The organism is Mesorhizobium sp. BR1-1-16 (assembly GCF_020165495.1).
Taxonomy (GTDB): Bacteria; Pseudomonadota; Alphaproteobacteria; order Rhizobiales; family Kaistiaceae; genus Kaistia.
On the sequence record NZ_JAIUIE010000009.1, the window covers coordinates 152,651 to 172,331 of the forward strand.

Sequence of the window (19,681 nt, forward strand, 5' to 3'; positions counted from 1 at the left end):
GCGGCTGGTGTGTTAGCACGCGGCACCTGCCACGCCAACGCCTGCCCCGGCTTCGCCCAGCATCTTCCTGGCTTGTGACCTCCGGCCCTTGTCCGCCCGCGAACTGCGGCTATGCTCCCGCCGCCCTCCAGCCGGAAGTCCGCCGCATGCGCCCTACCCTCGTCTTCGATCTCGACGGAACCCTGATCGACACGGCCCATGATCTCGTCGCCACGCTCAACGTCATCCTCGAGCGCGAGAACCTCGCCGCGCTGCCCTTCGAAAGCGCCGTCTCGATGGTCGGACACGGCGCGCGCGTCCTGATTGAACGCGGCCTCGCCGCCAATGACGTGACGCGGGAAGCGGCGATCATCGACCGCTTGTTCGACGACTATATCGCCCACTATGCCGATCACATCGCAGACCTCAGCCGGCCCTATCCGGGGCTCGTCGCAGCACTCGACCACTACGCGGCCGAAGGCTGGATTCTCGCCGTCTGCACTAACAAGCTCGAGCACCTTTCCATCGAGTTGCTCGGCCGCCTCGGTCTCGCCGACCGCTTCGCCGCGATCTGCGGCGCCGATACATTCCTGGCGCGGAAGCCCGATCCGATCGCGCTCACCGAAACCATCCGCCGCGCTGGCGGTGCGGCGGAAGCAGCCTTGATGGTCGGCGACTCGAAGACCGACATCGACACCGCCAAGGCGGCGGGCATCCCGGTCGTCGCGGTCGATTTCGGCTATACGCCGATCCCGGTGACGGAGCTGGGCCCGGACGCCGTGATCAGCCATTACGACGAGCTGATCGGCGCCGTTGCGCGGCTCAGGCCCGATCTTTCAGGCACGCATTAGCGGCAGGCCTTGGCCGCGACCCGCGTCGGGGCGAGATCGAGCTTCACCAGCTTCCCCTGCAGCGCGAAGTCGCCATAGTCGAGCTTCATGCGCCGGGTGATGCCGTTCTCATAGATGATAAACGAGAGCTCGTAGGACGGCTTCTGCTCGCCACTATCATCGGCGCCGCTGAAATAGCTGATGGTTACCGGCCATGAGCGGATATTGGCGAGACCCGCCCCCTTGGCGGTCGCCTCGTCGCCGAGTTCATCAGTGCCTGAATTTTCCGCGCCGATGACCGCCGAGGTCTCATAGGACTTCTGGCCCTGGTCCGATCCATCGAAGAGATCGACCTGCAGGAAATGCTCGCCCCGCTGCGCCGCGGCGATGATCGCGGCCAGATGCTGGTTCGGAAACTGGAAATTCGGGGCAATCGCGAAGTGCTGCGCCTTCGGCTTGGCGATGGTGACGTCGACTTTCGAGCCCTCGCGAGCGGCCGATCCGGACGAATCCTCCGAGATGGTCCCGTCGACAAAGCTCTTGGTCGAAAAATTGAAGGTCTTGCCGGCAGTGTCCTCGAACGTCGTCGTCGCGACATCGGTGAGGCGCGCATTGCCGTCCTCATCGCTGATCCGCGTCACGAAGCGCAGCCGCGTCGTGTAGCCGTCACAAGGCGTGCCGGCGAAGTCATAGACCATGCGGCCCTCGGCATCGCTGACCGTATCGGACGAATTGTCCTGGTCGAGGGTCAGCTCGTAGACGGCACGGTGGGCCACCATCGCGGGGCCGGGCGGTACGGCCGCATGGGCCGATGCAGCGGAACCGAGAAGAGCCGCCATAAGGCCTGCCGCGGCTAAGCGGCGCCCGGATACAGGCATCGTCAGGGTGGCAACCATTCCTGTCACTCCATCATGGCCGTGGCGACCACCCTCGTTCCCGCCGTCTTCCCGGCGACATATCGGCATTTCAATCTGCAATTCCAGCGAAGTCCACGCCGATTCGATCGACCCCGCCGGCATGATGAACCGGTTCTTGCCTTGCAGCACGGCCGAATTCGGGCGAAACCGTCGCTAATCGCCTGTCCGACCGGAGAAGCCCCATGACCAGCGCCATCGAAGCCCGCCTGAAGACCCTCGGCGTTACCCTGCCTCAGCCGGCCGCGCCAGCCGCCAACTACGTGCCCTATGTCGAGAGCCGCGGCATGCTTTACATCTCCGGGCAGATTCCCGTCGGCGCCGAAGGCATCCAATATGTCGGCAAGGTCGGAGCCGGCCTCGACATCGACGACGGCCGCGTCGCCGCCCGCCTCTGCGCCATCAACATCCTGGCGCAGGCCCGCGCCGCCCTTGGTGATCTCGATCGGGTCGGACGGATCGTCAAGCTGGTCGGCTTCGTCAATTCCGCGCCGGATTTTAACGACCAGCCGAAGGTCGTGAACGGCGCATCCGATTTTATGGTCGAGGTATTCGGCGACAAGGGCCGCCATGCGCGCTCCGCGGTCGGCGTCTCGGCGCTGCCCTTCGGCGTCGCTGTCGAAGTCGAAGCCGTCATCGAGATCGCCTGATCATGGCACCGTCCTGGCTGACCGCCCGCCCGATCGCCCATCGCGGCTATCACGCGAGCGCCGAAGGGCGGATCGAAAATACCCTCTCGGCGGTGCGCGCGGCCATCGCGCATCGTTTCGCCATCGAGGTCGACCTGCAATTGACCGCCGACGGCGCCGTCGTGGTCTTTCATGACGAAACCGTCGATCGTCTGCTGGCCGCGACCGGCCGGGTCGACGGCTTCAGCCTCGCCGCATTGAAGGCATTGCCCTTCCGCGGCGGCGGTGATTCAGTGCCAACCCTCGCCGAGCTGCTGCAGACGGTCGCGGGTGCGGTCCCGTTGGTGCTGGAGCTCAAGAGCGAATTCAAGGGCGACCGCCGCCTCGAAGCCGCCGTGGCGCCGATCCTTGCCGCTTATGGTGGCCCCTGCGTCGTCATGTCCTTCGATCCCGACTCGATGGCGGCGATGAAGCATCTCGCACCGGCGATACCGCGCGGCATCGTGGCCGATCGGTACACCGACCTCAGCGACTGGGGATTTTTGACGGCCGGGCAGCGGTTCCGATTCCGTCACCTGCTCGATGTTCCGCGGGTCGGTGCCGGTTTCGTCTCCTATGATCTGAAGGGCCTTCCTTCGTTCGCGCCTTCGATCGTGCGCGCGCTCGGCCGGCCGCTGATCACTTGGACCGTCCGCACAGAGGCGGACCGCGAAAAGGCAAGCCGCGTCGCCGACCAGATCACATTCGAGGGCTTCGATCCCGACGTGTGAAAGCTCTGGCTCGGCGGCTTGCGCTTGAAGTTACGAGCCCTAGATGATCGGATGCATCTCCCACGACATCCAAAGGTCGCCTGCCGATGAGCGCCTCTGCCGCGCGCCTCACTGTCCTGTCCTCGCTTGGCGAGATCGAACGTGAGGCATGGGATGCCTGCGCCAATCCCGGCTGGAACTCCGAGGCGCCCTTCGGCGCCGATACCGGCTCGTTTTTCAACGACTTACGCGGCAATGCGGATTCAAAAACTGAGCACAATGGATCGGTTTCTGAGCGACCGGCCTATAACCCCTTCATTTCGCACGATTTTCTGAGGTGTCTGGAGGAGGCCGGCTCTGCGGTCGGCCGCACAGGCTGGCAGGGCCGACACCTCGTGCTGGACGATGCGGATGGCCGGCCCGAGGCAATCGTGCCGTGCTATCAGAAGACCCATTCAATGGGCGAATATGTCTTCGATCATGGCTGGGCCGACGCCTTCGAGCGCGCTGGCGGAAGCTATTATCCAAAGCTCCAGGTCTCGGTGCCGTTCACACCGGTGACCGGACGGCGCCTGCTAGTCCGGCCGGATGCGGGGACCTCGGCCAAGGCAACGCTTGCCGCCGGCCTCGGCGAGCTCTGCCGCCGCATCGGCGCCTCTTCGGTGCATGCCACCTTCCTCGAGGACGAAGACGCGGCGATCCTCGGCGGCGCGGGCTTCCTGCCGCGCGTCGACCAACAGTTCCAGTTTGACAACCCCGGCTATCGGGACTTCCAGGACTTTCTCGACGCGCTCTCGTCCGGCAAGCGCAAGACCATAAGGCGCGAGCGGCGCGATGCACTCGCGGGCGGGCTAGAGGTCGAGATCCTCACCGGCAAGGCCATCGACGAGGCGGCTTGGGATGCGTTCTTCGCGTTCTATACCGATACCGGCGCGCGCAAATGGGGCCGGCCCTATCTCAATCGGCGCTTCTTCTCGCTGCTCGGCGAGGCGATGGCCGATCGCGTCCTGCTGATCTTCGCCAAACGCGGCCGCGAACGTATCGCCGGAGCGCTCAACCTCATCGGCTCCGACGCGCTTTATGGCCGCTATTGGGGCACGCTCGAGGAGGTGCCGTTCCTGCATTTCGAGATCTGCTACCATCAGGCCGTCGAATGGGCGATCGCCCATGGCCTGCCGCGCGTCGAAGCGGGCGCGCAGGGTGAACACAAACTGGCCCGCGGCTACCGGCCGGTCATCACGCGCTCCGCCCACTGGATCGCCGATCGGAACTTTCGAACTGCGGTTGCGGATTATCTGCAGCGGGAGCGCGCGGCCGTCGAAGCCGAGCATGAAATCCTCGACGAGCACACGCCTTTCAAGGCGGAACCGCCGGCGAGATAACGACAGGTGCAGCGGAAGGCGGACCCGGACTACGAATGAACGCGCTTTTCCTCTGGCTCGCCGCCGCGGCCGTCCTCGCCCTCACGGAGCGGCAATCCGCCCGCATCCTGCTGGCGCTCGCCGCCTTCGCGACGCTCACCGCACTGGTTATGGGCTTCGTCGGCGATCTGCCGCGCGCGACGCTGCTTGCCGCGATCCTCACCGCGACCATCGCCGGCGCCTCAGGCGTCAAGCATCACCATAGCGGGATGAAGCTGGCGGTCGCCGATCTCGGCCTGACCTTCGCAGGCACGATCCCCTTCATGCTGCGCCAATATCGGCTGACGGCGACGCTCACCATCATCGGCGCCGTGCTGCTTGCTCTGGCCGCCGTCGCGGTGATCGTGCTCGTGCCCGGCACGCCGCTTCGCATCTCCGAGCGCCTCGCGATCCTGGCTTTCACCATCGCCCTCTATGCCTGTGCCTTCTATGCGACAGGCGGCGCGGAGCGCTGGCGACGGGACGTGACGGTTCGCAGCGGCCTCTTCTCTTTCTTCATGGCGTCATTGATCGATGTTGCGAGCTGGTGGCCGACGGGTGGGCTCCGCATGCTCGACGTCGCCGACACGCCGCTCGCGCTGCTTCCGCCGCTGCCGGCGCGGCACGGCGTGAGGCCCGATATCTTCGTGATCCAACATGAATCGGTGTTCGATCCGCGCAGTTATGGCCTCGCCGTCGACGACGAGATCGCGGCGTTCCTCTCTCCGCCGGGTGCGCATTCGGGCACGCTGCATGTCGACATCTATGGCGGCGGCTCGTGGCAGACGGAGTTCAGCCTGTTGACCGGTCTTTCGTCGGCGAGTTTCGGCCCCGATTCCTATTTCCTGTTCAAGAAGGGCGTCGGTCGCTTCGCCCATTCGCTGCCTTCGGAGCTGATGGGCCTCGGTTATCGCAGCCAGCTCATCACGAGCTGCCGGCGCGCCTTCATGAACTACGACCCCTTCTATACCGGTCTCGGCGTCGAGGAACGCGTGTTCTCGGACGAATTCCCGCCCCCCTTCGATCTGACGGCTTTCGAGGCGACGAATTCCGATGCCGCCTTCTTCGCAGCCACCGAAGGCGCGCTGCAGCGTTCCCTCGACCGCGACCCGGCACCACGCTTCGCCATGATCCTCACGAATTTCAACCATGGGCCTCATGAGGTCCGGTTGCAGCCGCCCGGGCAGTACGAGGACGAACGACGCTTCGCGCTCGGCGCTCTGAACGACGCGACCTATGCGGAATATTATGCGCGGCTCGCTGAAACAGCCGCGAGCTACGCTGCCTTCCGCGCGGGGCTGCTCGCCCGCTATCCCGGCCGGCCGATGCTGATCGTTCGCTATGGCGATCACCAGCCGACGATGTCGCGCGCGATCGAGAAGGCGCAGGGCGTCCGCTCGGACGATCCGCGCCAGTTCGAGACCTTCTTCACGATCGAGGCGCTGAATTTCGAACCCGATTTCGCCGGCCTGCCTGAAAGCCTCGACATCGCCCAGCTCGGCACCGCTGCGCTGAAGGCATCGGGACTGCCACTCGATGCGGTATCCGCGACTCGGCTCGACCTCTTCGCCGAACTCGGCGATCGCTATGTCGCGACACATTCGGAGCGCAAACGCCGGTTTCATCGCACCTTGGTCGATGCCGGCATGATCGACCTTTCCGCGACGCAGAAGCCGCTCGCCGCCGTGCCGGACCGTGCCTAGGATTCATGAACCATTCGGAGTGATCGATGTCTGCCGCCCTGCTTCTGAGCCGCTTCCCGAACGACTTTTGCGACGCGCTTGCCGAACGGCTGGAGATCGTCGGACCGCATGATCAGGACGCCTCCATCGCCCTCCCCCTGGCGGATCGCGAGAAGATCCGCGTCGTCATGACGATGGGAACCGTGAAATGCGGAGCCGGCCTCATCGCAGCACTGCCCAATCTCGGCCTCATCTGCAATTATGGCAGCGGCTTTGAAGGAACCGATCATGCGGCCGCAGCGGCGCGCGGCATCGTCGTGACCAACAGTCCTTCAGGCAACGCCTCGGCGGTGGCGGACCTCGCGATGGGGCTGCTGCTTGCCGCCTGTCGCCGCATCGTCGCCGCTGACCGCTTCGTGCGGGAAGGTCGCTGGAACGGGCAGAACAGCAGCGCCGCGCGGATGCCGCTCGTCCGCGGGCTCTCCGGTCGCAAGCTCGGCATCTTCGGTCTCGGCGAGATCGGCGAGCGCGTCGCCCGCCGCGCCGAAGCCTTCGAGATGACCGTCGCCTATCACAATCGCAGCCGCCGTCCTGGCGACCGCTACGCCTATCACGACACGCTCGCGAGCCTCGCCGATTGGGCCGACGTGCTCGTCGTCGCGGCCCGGGCGGACGCCGGCAATCGCCACATCGTCTCACGCGATGTGATGCGCGCCCTCGGCCCGGACGGCATCGTCATCAATATCGCGCGCGGTTCGCTTCTCGATGAAGTGGCGCTGGCCGAACTGATCAAGTCCGGCGAACTCGCCGCCGCCGGCCTCGACGTGTTCGAACATGAGCCCAACGTGCCGGAAGCCCTGACATCGCTCGATAATGTCGTGCTGGCGCCGCATATCGCCGGTGGCACCTATGAGGCACATACGACGCTGAAAAGCATGGTGCTCGCCAATATCGACGCTTTCCTCGCCGGCCGGCCGGTCCCGACCCCGGTCGTCTTGAAGGCGCCGCTCACCCCGGTTACAGGCTAGCCCAACCCTTCCGCGGAGTAGCAAGCATGAACGCCTATGACGACAGCAACATCTTCGCGAAGATCCTGCGCGGCGAGATCCCGTCGACCAAGGTCTATGAGGATGCCGACACGCTCGCCTTCATGGATGTGATGCCGCAATCGCCGGGCCATCTGCTCGTCGTGCCGAAGGCTGCCTCGCGCAACCTGCTCGACGCGGAGCCGGAGACGCTGGCGACGTTGTTCCCTGTGGTCCAGAAACTCGCCCGCGCCGCCAAGGAGGCCTTCGCGGCCGACGGCATCTTCATTGCGCAGTTCAACGAGGCACCGGCGGGACAGACGGTGTTCCATCTGCATGTCCATGTCATCCCGCGCTATGACGGCATCCCTCTGAAGCCGCATGGCGGTGGCATGGAGAAGCCGGAAATTCTCGCCGACCACGCGGCGAAGCTGCGCGCGGTGCTCGGCGCCTGACCGCTCACGCCGGAGCGATCTCCTTCCAGCCCTTGAACGGCACGAGGCGGCCATTCGCCTCGTCCCACAGAACGAGACGAACCAGCCTCAGGCTGTCGAGCACGGTGATCCGGCCGATCGTCTTCAGCTCGGGATGGCGGTGCAGCACTTCAGGCAGCCGGTAATAGGGAATACGGCTGCAGAGGTGGTGCACGTGATGGACGCCGATATTGGCGGTCATCCAACGCAACACCGGCGGCAGGTCATAGTACGAACTGCCATGCAGCGCCGCTTCGGCATGGGACCAATCCGGCGGCCGTGACCAGGTCGTCGTCTCGAACTGGTGCTGGACATAGAACAGCCAGACGCCCATCGAGGCGCCGATGATCACGATCGGCAGCTGGACCATCAGGAACGGCCCGATGCCGATCGTCATGATCAGCACCAGCGCTGCGAGCGCGATGGCGAGATTGGTCGACATCGCGCTCAGCCAGGGCCGCCAGCCCTCGCGCATCAGCCCGACCGGCAGCCGAAACTGCAGCAGGAACAGATAGGCCGGGCCGATGCCGAACATCACGATCGGATGGCGATAGAGACGGTAACCGAGGCGCTGCAGCCGGCTCATCGCACTATATTCGGCGACCGTCAGCGTCGTGATGTCGCCAATGCCGCGCAGCTGCAGATTGCCTGATGTCGCGTGGTGTAGCTGATGCGTCCGCCGCCAATAGTCGTAGGGCGTGAAGGTGAGCACCCCGATGATGCGGCCCACCCAGTCGTTCACGTTGCGGCGACGGAAGAAGGCGTCGTGGCCGCAATCATGCTGGATCATGAACAGGCGAACGAGGAAGCCGGCGGCGGGCACAGCGAGCAGCAGCGCCGCCCACCAGTAGCCATATTCGACCAGCAGCCACATCGTCACCCAGAAGGCGAGGAAGGGCAACGCGGTGACGAGGATTTCGAAAGTGCTGCGCCATTCGCGAGGTTCGCGATAGGCGGCAAGGAGCTTCGGCCAACGCTTGGCGGCGGCGCCGCGGTTGCCGGCTGGGGCATCTGATCTGTCGGACATTGACGACTTATACACCCTATCGCCCGGCGGCGGCACAGAATCGCTCCTGCACGTGCCGATAGAATGAGCGATCAATCCTCGTCCGCGAAGCTGCCGACGAGCCTCAGGCCCTCGATCGTCGTCGCGCCTTGGTTCTTGATAACGACGCGCGGCTTGATGCCGGCTTCAGCGGCCAGCGCAGCGGCGAGCGGTTCGGAATGCGTCACCACCCAGACCTGTGTCCGCTCGGCGGCTTTCGCAATCAGGCGCGCGAGCGCCGGGATCAGGTCGGGATGGAGGCTCGTTTCCGGCTCGTTGAGCGCGATGAAGCCGGGCAGCCGATAGCTCGTCAGCGCGGCGACGAGCGCGAGGAAGGCGAGCGTCCCGTCGGATAGCTCGCTCGCCGCCAAGGGCCGCGGCAGGTCGGCGAACCGGAGACCGAGGGCGACCTGGCCCCGCCCGAACTCGAAGGAAAGCTCTGCGCCCGGAAAGGCATCGTTGATCGCAGCCTCGATCGCCGGCATCTCCTCACGCACGACCTTAACGGTGGCGAGCGCCGCTGCAAGATCGGCGCCGTCGGAGGCGAGCGTCGGCGTCGTGATCGCGAGCGCCGGCCGCCGCAACGGCGACTCGCGATCGGTGCGGAAGTCGTGGAAGAAGCGCCAATCTGCAAAAGCGCGGCGAACCAGTTCCAGTTCGAGGAAGCGGCCCTGGTCGCGGAAGGAGGCGAGCGCCGTTTCGGACGGGACGAGCGCCTCGCTGTAGTTCTGCCGCGCCCCGTTTTCGTCGCGGAGCCAAGCGCTGGGGCCGCCGCGCTTCATGAGCGTGACCGGATTTCGCCCGAGCAGCGAACGCAGCTCCTCCACCTTCGCCATCGGCTCGGCTGGCGTCAGCGCCGCCTCGTCGATCGGTGCCGGTGTGCCGATCTCGATCTGATAATCGAGCTCGTCGAAGATGGCGCGCAGCCTGATCCGCGCAAGATCACCCGCACGCCGCTGGCCGGCCCAGAAGGCGGATTCGATACCCCCCTCCTCCACCAGCGCCCGCGTAATCGTGCCCGCCGCCGCACGCTGCAGCAACTCGAGCGCGCGATAGAGGTTGGACTTTCCGACGCCGTTGCGTCCGAGCAGCACCGTCAGCCGCTCGACCGGCAGATAGAGCTTGCGGATCGACCGATAGTTCTCGATCTCGACTGCGCGAAGCGGCAGCGGCATGCTGTCAGTACAGCACGACCGAGCGGATCGACTTGCCTTCATGCATCAGGTCGAAGGCCGTATTGATCTCGTCGAGCGGCATCGTATGGGTGATCAGGTCGTCGATATTGATCTTCCCCTCCATGTACCAGTCGACGATCTTCGGAACATCCGTGCGACCACGCGCGCCGCCAAAGGCCGAGCCGCGCCAGACGCGGCCGGTGACAAGCTGGAACGGCCGCGTCGAAATCTCGGTGCCCGATGGCGCCACGCCGATGATGATGGATTCGCCCCAGCCGCGATGGCAGCATTCGAGCGCCTGCCGCATCGTGTGGACATTGCCGATGCATTCGAACGAGAAATCGGCGCCGCCGCCGGTCAGATCGACGATCGCCTGCACGACCTTGTCGCGGCCGACCTCGTCCGGATTAATGAAATGCGTCATGCCGAACTTCTTGGCCATCTCGACCTTGCCGGGGTTGAGATCGACGCCGATGATCTTGTCAGCGCCGACCATGCGCGCGCCCTGGATCACGTTGAGGCCGATGCCGCCGAGGCCGAACACGACGACATTCGCGCCAGCCCAGACCTTGGCGGTGTAGACCACCGCGCCGATGCCCGTCGTGACGCCGCAGCCGATGTAACAAATCTTGTCGAAGGGCGCGTCCTCACGAACCTTGGCGACCGCGATCTCCGGCAGCACCGTGAAGTTCGAGAAGGTCGACGTGCCCATATAGTGGAACACCTGCTCGCCGGAGCAGGAGAAGCGTGTCGTCGAATCCGGCATCAGGCCCTGACCCTGCGTCGAGCGGATCGATGTGCAGAGATTGGAGCGCCGCGACAGGCAGGTTTTGCAGTTGCGGCATTCCGGCGTGTAAAGCGGAATGACGTGATCGCCGACCTTGACCGAGGTGACGCCGGCGCCGATCTCGCGCACGATGCCCGCGCCCTCATGGCCGAGGATCGCTGGAAACTTGCCCTCGGAATCGAGGCCCGACAGCGTGTAGGCGTCGGTGTGGCAGACGCCCGTCGCCATGATTTCGACCAGCACTTCGCCGGGTCGCGGCCCGTCGATATCGATGGTTTCGATGGTCAGCGGCTTGTTCGCCTCCCAGGCGACGGCGGCGCGGGTCTTCATGGGCGATCCCTCTCTCTTGTCGAATCCTCGTCCCGGCGAGGTTCAAGTCCGGTCTAGCTTATACGGCGCGCCGGAGCGCAGGAAAGAGCACGTGCGAGAGTCGTTCCACCCTCGGCCCGCTTCGTGCTAGCGATTGCATGCAATCGCGATGTCGGGGGACGAGCGGATGGACAAGGCAGTGTTGGCGGGGGCGCGCAGTGTAGCCGAGGTCGGCGGTCGGGCGCCCGCTGCAGCTCCCTCGCAGGGGGCCAACCCATGGCCGATCATCGCCATCACCTGTATCGGCGCCGCAATGGGCCAGTTCGACGCCAGCGTCGTGCAGCTCGCTCTGCCCGATCTAGCGCTCGTCTTCCAGACACAGGAGACGCTCGCGAGCTGGGTTGCGCTTGCCTATGTGCTCGCCTTTGCCGCGGCGCTCCCTGTCTTTGGGCGCCTCTGCGAAATGTTCGGCCGCAAGAAGCTCTATCTCGCCGGCATCCTGGTCTTCGCCGCTGCCTCGGCGCTCTGCGGCATCGCGACCAGCCTGCCCGAACTCATTTTCTTTCGCATCCTGCAAGGGATCGGCGGCGCGAGCCTCGGCGCCAATTCGATCGTCATTCTCAATCGCGCAGCCGGCAAGGCGCTTCGCGCCCGCGCCATGGGATACTTCTCGGCCGCCCAGGCGGTCGGGGTCAGCCTCGGCCCGATCGCGGGCGGCTTGTTGCTCGGCTTCTTCGGCTGGCAGGCGATCTTCTGGGTCACCGTGCCGATCGGCCTCATCGGTGCCGTGGCCGGCTGGCTCATCCTGCCTGATGACACCGAGCGCGACCCGCGGCCGTTTGACTGGCCGGGCGCACTGCTGCTTGGACCTGCGCTTGTGTTCCTCGTCGTCGTCCTCAACCACATTGCCGATTGGGGCCTTATGTCGCTGCCGGCTTTGGGCTTCGGCATCGGCGGGATCGTTCTACTGGCGCTGTTCATCGTGAGGGAGAAGCGCACCGCCTCGCCGCTGATCGATCTGGCGATCTTCGCGTCAAAGCCGTTCTCGCTCGGCGTTGTCGCCGTGCTGCTCTCCTATGCGCTGCTCTATGGCATGTTCTATTTGATGTCCTACGCAGCGATCCGCGGGCTGCACGAAACGCCGGAGCGCGCGGGATTACGCCTCTCTGCGATCCCGATCGCGCTCGGCATCGCCGCGCCCTTCGCCGGAGCACTGGTCAAGCGCTGGGGAACCTCGACGCTCGCTCTTTTCGGCATGACACTCGCCGCTGCGGCGCTCCTCGTCCTCTCGCTGGTCGCGCTGGAGGCAACACCTTCACGCGCGATCGGCATGGTGGCCCTCGCCGTCTTCGGCGCCGGTCTCGGCTTCTTCATGGCACCCAACAACAGCGCCACCATGGGTGCGGCGCCGCCGGCCTTCTCAGGCGAGGCCGGGGCGCTGATCAACCTCGCCCGCATGCTCGGGGTCAGTCTCGGCGTTGCCAGTTCCGCCTCAATGCTGCATTGGCGAACCGAGGTCATCGCGGGGTCGAGCAACACCGACATCTTCTTTTACGGCCACCCCATGCTGGGCGCCGTCGAAACGAGCTTCGGCCTGCTTTTCGTCCTGGCGCTGATCGCTGCCATCGCGACATGGTGGCGCCGCCGCCTTGCGCCGGAAAGCTGACGCTCAGGCGGGCGGGCTGAAAGCCTGCGCAACGTCCTGGAATGCCGGCAGCGCCTCGCAGCGTTCAGCATGAGCCAGAAGCCCGGGATGCTCGCCGAAGAGATCGGGATGAACCTCGCGCACGAAGCGCAGCGCGCAGGCGACCGCGATATCGGCATGGCCGATCGTTTCGCCAAACCACCATGTTGTCTCATGCGTTGCCCGCTCCTGCTCCAGAACAGCCAGAACATCGCGGATCTGAGCCTTGCAGCGCGCCACCCAGACATCCGACTTCTCCTTGTGCAGCACGCCTTCGTAGAAGAGGATCACCGCCTTGTCGGCGAGCCCGGTCCCGAGCGCGGCGATCTTGAGCGCGCGCCGCCGGTCAGGTCCGTGGTCCGCAATCAGCGCACGTTCGGGCCCGACCTCCTCATCCAGATAGTCGAGGATCGCCGCGCTCTCGATCAGCACCTCGCCGCTATCGAGCACCAAAGTCGGCACGCGGCGAAGCGGATTGTAGACCGCAATCTTCTCGGCATCGCTGAAGGTCGACCATGGCCGATGCTCGAATTCGAGATCATAGAGCCGAAGCGCTATGCCGACGCGGCGGACGAAGGGCGAGTCATACTGGCCGATGAGGAACATGCGGACGGCTCCAAGCGATTGAACGCTGCATCCCGGCATGCGAACCACATCTCGGTCAAGCCCAACAGAAAGTAAGGCTACCCGCCCCGCTCTTTCCTCAGCTTCGCCCAGTATTCCATCCGCTTTCGGATCTCGCGCTCGAAGCCGCGCTCGACCGGCTCGTAGAACGACTGTCGTCCAAGGGCATCCGGGAAATAGTTCTGGCCTGAGAAGGCGTCGGGTTCGTCGTGGTCGTAGCGATAGCCCTCGCCATAGCCCTCGGTCTTCATCAGCTTGGTCGGCGCGTTCAGGATGGTCTTCGGCGGTAGCAGCGAGCCGCCTTGCTTGGCCGCAGCCGTAGCTGCCTTGAACGCCGTATAGACGGCATTCGATTTCGGCGCCGTCGCGAGATAGACGGCGGCCTCGGCGAAGGCGAGTTCGCCCTCGGGGCTGCCGAGATAGTCGTAGGCATCCTTCGCTGCATTGGCGACGACGAGCGCCTGCGGATCGGCAAGGCCGATATCCTCGACCGCCATCCGCACCAGCCGCCGCCCGAGATAGAGCGGATCCTCGCCGGCGTCGAACATCCGCGCGAGATAATAGAGCGCCGCGTCAGGATCGGAGCCGCGCACCGATTTATGCAGCGCCGAAATCAGATTGTAGTGCCCGTCCTGGCCCTTGTCATAGATCGGCGCCCGGCGCTGAACGATCTCCTGCAGTCCGGCCGCGTCGAAGATCTCCCCCGGCTGCGCCGCACGCCACACCTCTTCGGCGAGCGTCAGCGACGCCCGTCCGTCGCCGTCGGCCATGCGGATCAGCACCTCGCGCGCTTCCTCATCCAGCGGCAGCGGGCGCTGCTCGACCGCTTCGGCGCGAGCGAGGAGCTGTGCGATCGAGTCCGGCCCATGCGAATGAAACACCAGCACCCGCGCACGCGACAACAAGGCCGCGTTGAGCTCGAAGGACGGATTCTCGGTTGTGGCGCCAACGAGCGTCACCGTGCCGTCCTCCATGACCGGAAGGAAGCTGTCCTGCTGCGCGCGGTTGAAGCGATGGATTTCATCGACGAAGAGCAGCGTGCCCTTGCCGATCTGCCGCCGCGCACGCGCCTGCTCGAACACTTTCTTCAGATCGGCGACGCCTGAGAAGACGGCCGAGACCTGCTCGAAATGCAGGTCCGTCTCGCCGGCAAGCAGGCGGGCCACCGTCGTCTTGCCGGTGCCGGGCGGCCCCCAGAAGATCATCGAGCCGAGCGAGCCGGAGTTCAGCATGCGCGTCAGCGCGCCGGAAGGACCGACGAGATGGTCCTGTCCGACGACATCAGCGAGCTTTTCGGGACGCAAACGATCAGCAAGCGGCCGTGGCGCCGCCCGCTCCATGCCTGCCGCCTCGAAAAGATTGCTCACCTCATCCTCCGATGGTCGAGCGGATCAACCTTCCGTCGCGCTCTATGGTCAAGCGCCAGAGATCGGCCGGGGTCGCCGTCACTGACGCCAGAGTCCGCGTCGCATCGACCGCCTGGCCGTTGACCTCGACGACGATATCACCGGCCTGGAAGCCGACGCTGGCAGCGATCGAGCCGTCGTCGACCTTCTCGATCAGCACACCTTTGGACCGCCGGCCTTTATAGCCTGTATCGGCGATCACCGCCGGGGAGAGATTGACCACCGTCGCACCCTGGAACGGCGATTCCGACTTCAACATCATCTCGTCGCGCGGCGGGATCTCGGGCGCCGCCGCCAGCACGATCGTCGCATTGGCGGGCTTGCCGCCCCGCAGGAGGCCGAGTTCGACTGAAGCGCCGATGCCCTTGGTCACGAGGCGATAGTTGAGCCCGTTCGGATCGTCGATGTCGATCCCGTCCGCGCTGACGACGAGATCGCCGGCCGTGAGCCCGGCCTTTTCCGCAGGGCTGCCCTCAGTGACGCCCGCGACGAGCGCGCCATGCGGCCGGTCGAGTCCGAGCCCATCGGCCAGGTCCGGCGTCACCTGCTGGAATTCGGCGCCGATCCAGGGGAGATGAACCTTGCCGTCCGAGAGCGCTGCCTTGGCGATCACGCGCACCATGTTCGAGGGAATGGCAAAGCCGATGCCGATCGAACCACCCGAGCGCGAATAGATTGCCGTATTGATGCCGACGAGGCGGCCATTCATGTCGACGAGCGCACCGCCGGAATTGCCGGGATTAATCGCCGCGTCGGTCTGGATATAGAACTGATAGTCCGTGGCCCCGACCTGCGTACGAGCCAGCGCCGAAACGATGCCGCTGGTCACCGTCTGGCCGACGCCGAAAGGATCGCCGATCGCCAGCACGAGATCGCCGACCGCCACGGAGTCGCTGTCGGCCAACTCGACGATCGGGAACGGGCCGGTCGCGTCCTTGAGGCGCAGCACGGCGAGGTCCATCCGCTCGTCCTTCAGCACGATGTCGGCGGCAAGTTCCCGCTTGTCCGAGAGCGCGACCTTGACCTCGTCGGCATTGGCGATGACGTGGTAGTTCGTCACCACGATGCCGGCCTTGTCGATGATGACGCCGGAGCCGAGCGACTGCTGGATCCGCGTGCGCGGCGCCCCGCCGCCGCCGCCACCGAAGAACTGGCGGAAGAAGGGATCATCCATGAAGGGAGAGACGCGCTGCTTCACGACGCGCGAGGCATAGACATTGACGACGGCCGGCGAGACCCGCTTCACCAGCGGCGCGAAGGAATAGCGCAGCGCCGCCTCGGACGGGGGAACGCTTGGTTCGGCCGCCCGGGCCGCCAACGGTGCCAGGCTCGGCAGGAGCCATCCGGCCAGAGCCAATGCCATCATCACGCGTATCCGCATGCGCCCGATCTCCATGTTGCTGCGAAGGGACGACGATTCGCCATCAATTGAGGCAAGCCCGTGGCCGGCGGCCCCACTGAATCGGCCAATGATCACGCGGCGGCTTGGCACGGCCCCTTTGCCGGTAGAGCATCTCCCTTCGCCCGATTCGGGGCTTGGCGGGATGCGTCCCATCTGGATAATAGCCGCGGGGCGAGAAGGAAACCGATGCTCTGGGTTCTGCTGTTCATCGCCGGTCTGGTGATCCTGCTTGTCGGGGTCATGCCACTCATTCTGCGCGGTCCCAGGCTCGTCAACAGCCTCGCCGCCTCGCTCGGCCTCGTGGTGCTTGCCGCCGGCGCCGGCGGCGTGATCCTGAAGCCACGCCTGCCTGCTTTCGATGTCGCCGCCCCGCCGCTGCCTGCTCCCGTCGAAGCCGCGCCCGAACCGCAGCCGGAACCGCCCGCGCCCGCTGCCGAAGTTCCGGCCGCGCCGTCACCTTCAGCGCCTGCGGCGAGCCCAGCACCGGCTTCATCGAAAGACGAGTCGCAGCTGGCGCCCGCCAAGCTGCCGGCCCCCCTCTCCGTCCCCACGACCACGGTCGTCGGCACCGAGACCGATCCGTTGAACGATGCCGCGGCAACTCCGCCATCATCGACTACGCCGGTCCCCTCCCCGCCGCCGGAGCCCACGGCGCCTGCCGAGCCACCACCGCCGACCGACGCCGAGAAGCTCGCCGCCTTGGTTCCTCAACAGACGCGCGAAGAAGCCGCCTTCACCAAGGCCGTTACCGATGCGCGCACCGCCTATGACAAGGCGAGCGATGACGATCGCGCCTCGGTCCAGTCGAGCCGCGCGGCCGCAGTCTGCGCGGCGGTCAAGAAGCCCGACATCCAGGGCTGGGTTGGTGCGGTCAAGGAACTCGATCGCGATCCCGGCGGCCGCACGATCCTCTCGATCGCCCTTCCCGACGGCACGCTCGTGAAGACCTGGAACAACGCGATGTCGGATGTGGACGACAAGACGCTGATCCTCGCTGGAACGCCGCTCGCAGCCGCGGTCGGCAAGCTTGCCGTCGGCGATCCGGTCCGCTTCTCCGGCTCGTTCTTCCCTGATGATCCTGACTGCTTCCGGTCGAGCCGCTTGTCGCTCGATCAGTCCATGACCGAACCGAGTTTCCTCTTCCGCTTCACGAGCTTCGACAAGCTCTGAGGCGAAACGACCGCCGTTCACCGCCTCCTTCGGAGTTTGCCGATGCCGCGCCGCGTTCTCATTGCGGGCCTTGCCGCTGCGCTCAATCTGACAGGCATTGTCCATGCCTCGGCGCTGGCGCCAGATCGTCCGACTTGGCCCGATACGCCGGTCACGCGCCTCGCGGCGCTCGCGCTGATCGAGACATTAAACGCGGACCTGTTGGCCGGCCCCTCGGCGACGCTCGCGCTTGATCGCTGGTGCAACAGCCATGCCCTGGCGCCGGCAGGCTCGAAGATCACGGCCGAACGCGTGACGGGGCAGGACAAGCTCGCCGACGCCGAAATCCGCAAGCGGCTCGAAGCTGCGCCTGACGAGGCGGTCGCCTATCGGCGCGTTCGCCTCACCTGCGGCACGCGCGTACTCTCGGAGGCCGACAACTGGTATCTGCCGGCGCGGCTGACCGACGATATGAACCGCACGCTCGAGACGACCAATACAAGCTTCGGCCGCGTCGTTGCGCCGCTCGGCTTCACGCGCACAACCCTCGATGCGACGCTCCTGTGGCAGCCACTGCCAGACACCTGGGCTACGCAGCCGATGGCCCCGGCAACGTCGGCGACGACGCCGCTCACCATCCCCGACTTCCTGCTTCGCCATCGCGCTGTGCTAAAGCGCGCCGACGGACGACCGTTCAGCCTCGTCGTCGAGAGCTACACCGCCGATATTCTCGCCTTCCCGCCTCCGCCGCTTCCATGAGAGCCAGCTTCGCCGATCAGCATCAGAAACGAAAAAGGGCGACCTCGCGGCCGCCCTTTGAATTCTGACATCGTCGGCCTGAAATCAGGCAGCGACACTCTCGCTCTGTGCCTCTTCGGCGGCCGTGCGTGCACGGTCCGAAGCGCCCTTGGCGTCGACATCGCGCTCGACGAACTCGATGACCGCAACCGGCGCATTGTCGCCATGGCGGAAGCCCGCCTTGAGAACGCGGGTGTAGCCACCCTGGCGTTCCTTGTAGCGCGGGCCGAGCGTGTCAAACAGCTTGGCAGCAGCCGCGACATCGCGAAGCTGCGCGATCGCCTGGCGGCGGGCATGCAGGTCGCCGCGCTTGCCGAGCGTGATGAGCTTCTCGACGATCGGGCGAAGATCCTTCGCCTTCGGCAGCGTCGTGGTGATCTGCTCGTGGGTGATCAGCGCCACGGCCATATTGGCGAACATCGCCTTACGGTGACTGGCGGTGCGGCTGAACTTGCGGCCGGAATTACCGTGGCGCATGGCTCTCTCCTCAGTTTCTGGACCGGCGGCTCACGCCGTGGGTCGGGATCTCAATAATGGTCTTCGTAACGCTTGGCGAGTTCTTCGATGTTCTCCGGCGGCCAGTTCGTGACCTCCATGCCAAGATGGAGACCCATCTGGGCGAGAACTTCCTTGATCTCGTTGAGCGACTTGCGACCAAAGTTCGGAGTCCGGAGCATTTCGGCTTCGGTCTTCTGGATGAGGTCGCCGATATAGACGATGTTGTCGTTCTTGAGGCAGTTGGCCGAACGCACCGAAAGCTCGAGTTCGTCCACCTTCTTGAGCAGCGCAGGATTGAAGGCGAGCTCCGGAATGCTCTCCGTCGTCGTCTCCTTCTGCGGCTCTTCGAAATTGACGAAGATCGAGAGCTGATCCTGAATGATGCGCGCCGCATAGGCGACGGCGTCATCGGGGCGCAGCGAGCCATCGGTCTCGACGGTCAAGGTCAGCTTGTCGTAATCGAGAACCTGCCCCTCACGGGTGTTCTCGACGCGGTACGAAACCTTCTTGACCGGCGAATAGATGCTGTCGACCGGGATCAGGCCGATCGGCGCATCTTCCGGACGATTGCGGTCAGCCGGCACATAACCCTTGCCGGTGTTGACCGTGAACTCCATGCGGATCTCGGCGCCGTCATCGAGGGTGCAGAGCACCAGCTCGGGGTTCAGGACCTCGATATCGCCGACCGTCTGGATGTCACCAGCCGTGACGACCCCGGGGCCCTGCTTGCGGACGACCATGCGCTTCGGGCCATCGCCCTGCATCTTGATCGCGATTTCCTTGATGTTGAGGATGATGTCCGTCACATCCTCACGCACGCCGGCAATCGACGAGAATTCGTGCAGCACGCCGTCGATCTGCACAGCGGTCACCGCCGCGCCCTGAAGCGACGACAGCAGCACGCGGCGCAAGGCGTTGCCGAGCGTCAGGCCAAAGCCCCGCTCCAGAGGCTCGGCCACGACCGTTGCCAGGCGCTTCGGATCGGAGCCCGGCGAAACCTCGAGCTTGTTCGGCTTGATCAGCTCTTGCCAATTCTTATGGATCACGACCGTATCCTTTCGATCTCAAGCGCCACCGTTGGAACCGGCGACGCGACGCCCCGGAGACACCGACGGGCGGAATG

19 protein-coding genes are annotated in these 19,681 nt (G+C 65.3%); 10 read left to right on the forward strand and 9 right to left on the reverse strand.

The window, feature by feature from the left end:
- Positions 1-146 precede the first annotated feature (146 nt).
- Entirely contained in the window at positions 147-830 is a 684-nt protein-coding gene (gph, locus tag LB518_RS18355; protein WP_224579230.1) for a phosphoglycolate phosphatase, read from the forward strand.
- Here the strand turns inward: gph and LB518_RS18360 are convergent.
- Complete coding sequence (locus LB518_RS18360; protein ID WP_224579233.1) at positions 827-1,648, reverse strand: cell envelope integrity EipB family protein; 822 nt, start codon at positions 1,646-1,648, stop codon at positions 827-829. The two genes, gph and LB518_RS18360, sit on opposite strands and share 4 nt — an antisense overlap.
- Before the next feature lie 260 nt (positions 1,649-1,908).
- Between LB518_RS18360 and LB518_RS18365 the strand changes: the two genes are divergently transcribed.
- The 6 genes from LB518_RS18365 to LB518_RS18390 all read left to right on the forward strand — a co-directional run bounded on the left by LB518_RS18365 (position 1,909) and on the right by LB518_RS18390 (position 7,663).
- A complete protein-coding gene (locus LB518_RS18365) occupies positions 1,909-2,373 on the forward strand; it encodes a RidA family protein (RefSeq protein ID WP_224579234.1) in 465 nt (154 codons plus the stop codon).
- Positions 2,374-2,375: 2 nt separating this feature from the next.
- On the forward strand, positions 2,376-3,122 hold the full coding sequence (locus LB518_RS18370; RefSeq protein WP_224579237.1) for a glycerophosphodiester phosphodiesterase family protein: 747 nt from the start codon (positions 2,376-2,378) through the stop codon (positions 3,120-3,122).
- 86 nt (positions 3,123-3,208) lie between these two features.
- A complete protein-coding gene (locus LB518_RS18375) occupies positions 3,209-4,483 on the forward strand; it encodes a GNAT family N-acetyltransferase (protein ID WP_224579239.1) in 1,275 nt (424 codons plus the stop codon).
- Positions 4,484-4,518: 35 nt separating this feature from the next.
- Entirely contained in the window at positions 4,519-6,204 is a 1,686-nt protein-coding gene (locus LB518_RS18380; protein WP_224579241.1) for a sulfatase-like hydrolase/transferase, read from the forward strand.
- Positions 6,205-6,230: 26 nt separating this feature from the next.
- Positions 6,231-7,211 carry a 2-hydroxyacid dehydrogenase gene (locus LB518_RS18385; RefSeq protein ID WP_224579242.1) on the forward strand — a complete coding sequence of 327 codons (981 nt, stop codon included), beginning with the start codon at positions 6,231-6,233 and terminating at the stop codon, positions 7,209-7,211.
- Between the two features lie 26 nt (positions 7,212-7,237).
- Entirely contained in the window at positions 7,238-7,663 is a 426-nt protein-coding gene (locus LB518_RS18390) for an HIT family protein (RefSeq protein ID WP_224579243.1), read from the forward strand.
- Between the two features lie 4 nt (positions 7,664-7,667).
- Here LB518_RS18390 and LB518_RS18395 read toward each other — a convergent pair whose 3' ends face one another.
- The 3 genes from LB518_RS18395 to LB518_RS18405 form a co-directional block, all read right to left on the reverse strand.
- Positions 7,668-8,708, reverse strand: coding sequence for a fatty acid desaturase (locus LB518_RS18395; RefSeq protein WP_224579244.1), 1,041 nt, complete (start codon positions 8,706-8,708; stop codon positions 7,668-7,670).
- Positions 8,709-8,779: 71 nt separating this feature from the next.
- On the reverse strand, positions 8,780-9,901 hold the full coding sequence (locus LB518_RS18400) for an AAA family ATPase (RefSeq protein ID WP_224579245.1): 1,122 nt from the start codon (positions 9,899-9,901) through the stop codon (positions 8,780-8,782).
- A gap of 4 nt (positions 9,902-9,905) precedes the next feature.
- Positions 9,906-11,018 carry an S-(hydroxymethyl)glutathione dehydrogenase/class III alcohol dehydrogenase gene (locus LB518_RS18405; RefSeq protein WP_224579246.1) on the reverse strand — a complete coding sequence of 371 codons (1,113 nt, stop codon included), beginning with the start codon at positions 11,016-11,018 and terminating at the stop codon, positions 9,906-9,908.
- A 166-nt stretch (positions 11,019-11,184) separates the two neighbouring features.
- Between LB518_RS18405 and LB518_RS18410 the strand changes: the two genes are divergently transcribed.
- Positions 11,185-12,663, forward strand: a complete 1,479-nt coding sequence (locus tag LB518_RS18410) for a DHA2 family efflux MFS transporter permease subunit (protein ID WP_224579247.1) — start codon at positions 11,185-11,187, stop codon at positions 12,661-12,663.
- A gap of 3 nt (positions 12,664-12,666) precedes the next feature.
- Here the strand turns inward: LB518_RS18410 and LB518_RS18415 are convergent, their stop codons facing one another.
- The 3 genes from LB518_RS18415 to LB518_RS18425 all read right to left on the reverse strand — a co-directional run bounded on the left by LB518_RS18415 (position 12,667) and on the right by LB518_RS18425 (position 16,092).
- On the reverse strand, positions 12,667-13,287 hold the full coding sequence (locus LB518_RS18415; protein ID WP_224579248.1) for a glutathione S-transferase family protein: 621 nt from the start codon (positions 13,285-13,287) through the stop codon (positions 12,667-12,669).
- 77 nt (positions 13,288-13,364) lie between these two features.
- A complete protein-coding gene (locus LB518_RS18420; protein ID WP_286198761.1) occupies positions 13,365-14,645 on the reverse strand; it encodes a replication-associated recombination protein A in 1,281 nt (426 codons plus the stop codon).
- Positions 14,646-14,673: 28 nt separating this feature from the next.
- Complete coding sequence (locus LB518_RS18425; RefSeq protein WP_224579250.1) at positions 14,674-16,092, reverse strand: DegQ family serine endoprotease; 1,419 nt, start codon at positions 16,090-16,092, stop codon at positions 14,674-14,676.
- 207 nt (positions 16,093-16,299) lie between these two features.
- On the opposite strand from LB518_RS18425, the gene LB518_RS18430 reads away from it, so the two are divergent.
- Both LB518_RS18430 and LB518_RS18435 read left to right on the forward strand, forming a co-directional pair.
- Positions 16,300-17,283, forward strand: a complete 984-nt coding sequence (locus LB518_RS18430; RefSeq protein ID WP_224579251.1) for a hypothetical protein — start codon at positions 16,300-16,302, stop codon at positions 17,281-17,283.
- 42 nt (positions 17,284-17,325) lie between these two features.
- A complete protein-coding gene (locus LB518_RS18435) occupies positions 17,326-18,021 on the forward strand; it encodes a hypothetical protein (protein ID WP_224579252.1) in 696 nt (231 codons plus the stop codon).
- Between the two features lie 84 nt (positions 18,022-18,105).
- Here the strand turns inward: LB518_RS18435 and rplQ are convergent, their stop codons facing one another.
- Together rplQ and LB518_RS18445 are read right to left on the reverse strand one after the other, a co-directional pair.
- On the reverse strand, positions 18,106-18,537 hold the full coding sequence (rplQ, locus tag LB518_RS18440; protein WP_224579253.1) for a 50S ribosomal protein L17: 432 nt from the start codon (positions 18,535-18,537) through the stop codon (positions 18,106-18,108).
- A gap of 50 nt (positions 18,538-18,587) precedes the next feature.
- Positions 18,588-19,604 carry a DNA-directed RNA polymerase subunit alpha gene (locus LB518_RS18445; RefSeq protein ID WP_224579254.1) on the reverse strand — a complete coding sequence of 339 codons (1,017 nt, stop codon included), beginning with the start codon at positions 19,602-19,604 and terminating at the stop codon, positions 18,588-18,590.
- Positions 19,605-19,681 lie beyond the last annotated feature (77 nt).

Excerpts from the sequence above, each read along its gene's own strand:
- LB518_RS18435 (WP_224579252.1), top strand. The coding sequence starts at position 17,326 with ATGCCGCGCCGCGTTCTCATTGCGGGCCTTGCCGCTGCGCTCAATCTG.
- LB518_RS18410 (WP_224579247.1), top strand. The coding sequence starts at position 11,185 with ATGGACAAGGCAGTGTTGGCGGGGGCGCGCAGTGTAGCCGAGGTCGGC.
- LB518_RS18415 (WP_224579248.1), bottom strand. The coding sequence starts at position 13,287 with ATGTTCCTCATCGGCCAGTATGACTCGCCCTTCGTCCGCCGCGTCGGC.
- LB518_RS18390 (WP_224579243.1), top strand. The coding sequence starts at position 7,238 with ATGAACGCCTATGACGACAGCAACATCTTCGCGAAGATCCTGCGCGGC.
- LB518_RS18395 (WP_224579244.1), bottom strand. The coding sequence starts at position 8,708 with ATGTCCGACAGATCAGATGCCCCAGCCGGCAACCGCGGCGCCGCCGCC.
- LB518_RS18420 (WP_286198761.1), bottom strand. The coding sequence starts at position 14,645 with ATGGAGCGGGCGGCGCCACGGCCGCTTGCTGATCGTTTGCGTCCCGAA.
- LB518_RS18405 (WP_224579246.1), bottom strand. The coding sequence starts at position 11,018 with ATGAAGACCCGCGCCGCCGTCGCCTGGGAGGCGAACAAGCCGCTGACC.
- LB518_RS18385 (WP_224579242.1), top strand. The coding sequence starts at position 6,231 with ATGTCTGCCGCCCTGCTTCTGAGCCGCTTCCCGAACGACTTTTGCGAC.
- gph (WP_224579230.1), top strand. The coding sequence starts at position 147 with ATGCGCCCTACCCTCGTCTTCGATCTCGACGGAACCCTGATCGACACG.
- LB518_RS18365 (WP_224579234.1), top strand. The coding sequence starts at position 1,909 with ATGACCAGCGCCATCGAAGCCCGCCTGAAGACCCTCGGCGTTACCCTG.
- LB518_RS18370 (WP_224579237.1), top strand. The coding sequence starts at position 2,376 with ATGGCACCGTCCTGGCTGACCGCCCGCCCGATCGCCCATCGCGGCTAT.
- LB518_RS18360 (WP_224579233.1), bottom strand. The coding sequence starts at position 1,648 with ATGGCGGCTCTTCTCGGTTCCGCTGCATCGGCCCATGCGGCCGTACCG.
- LB518_RS18430 (WP_224579251.1), top strand. The coding sequence starts at position 16,300 with ATGCTCTGGGTTCTGCTGTTCATCGCCGGTCTGGTGATCCTGCTTGTC.
- LB518_RS18425 (WP_224579250.1), bottom strand. The coding sequence starts at position 16,092 with ATGCGGATACGCGTGATGATGGCATTGGCTCTGGCCGGATGGCTCCTG.
- LB518_RS18400 (WP_224579245.1), bottom strand. The coding sequence starts at position 9,901 with ATGCCGCTGCCGCTTCGCGCAGTCGAGATCGAGAACTATCGGTCGATC.
- rplQ (WP_224579253.1), bottom strand. The coding sequence starts at position 18,537 with ATGCGCCACGGTAATTCCGGCCGCAAGTTCAGCCGCACCGCCAGTCAC.
- LB518_RS18375 (WP_224579239.1), top strand. The coding sequence starts at position 3,209 with ATGAGCGCCTCTGCCGCGCGCCTCACTGTCCTGTCCTCGCTTGGCGAG.
- LB518_RS18380 (WP_224579241.1), top strand. The coding sequence starts at position 4,519 with ATGAACGCGCTTTTCCTCTGGCTCGCCGCCGCGGCCGTCCTCGCCCTC.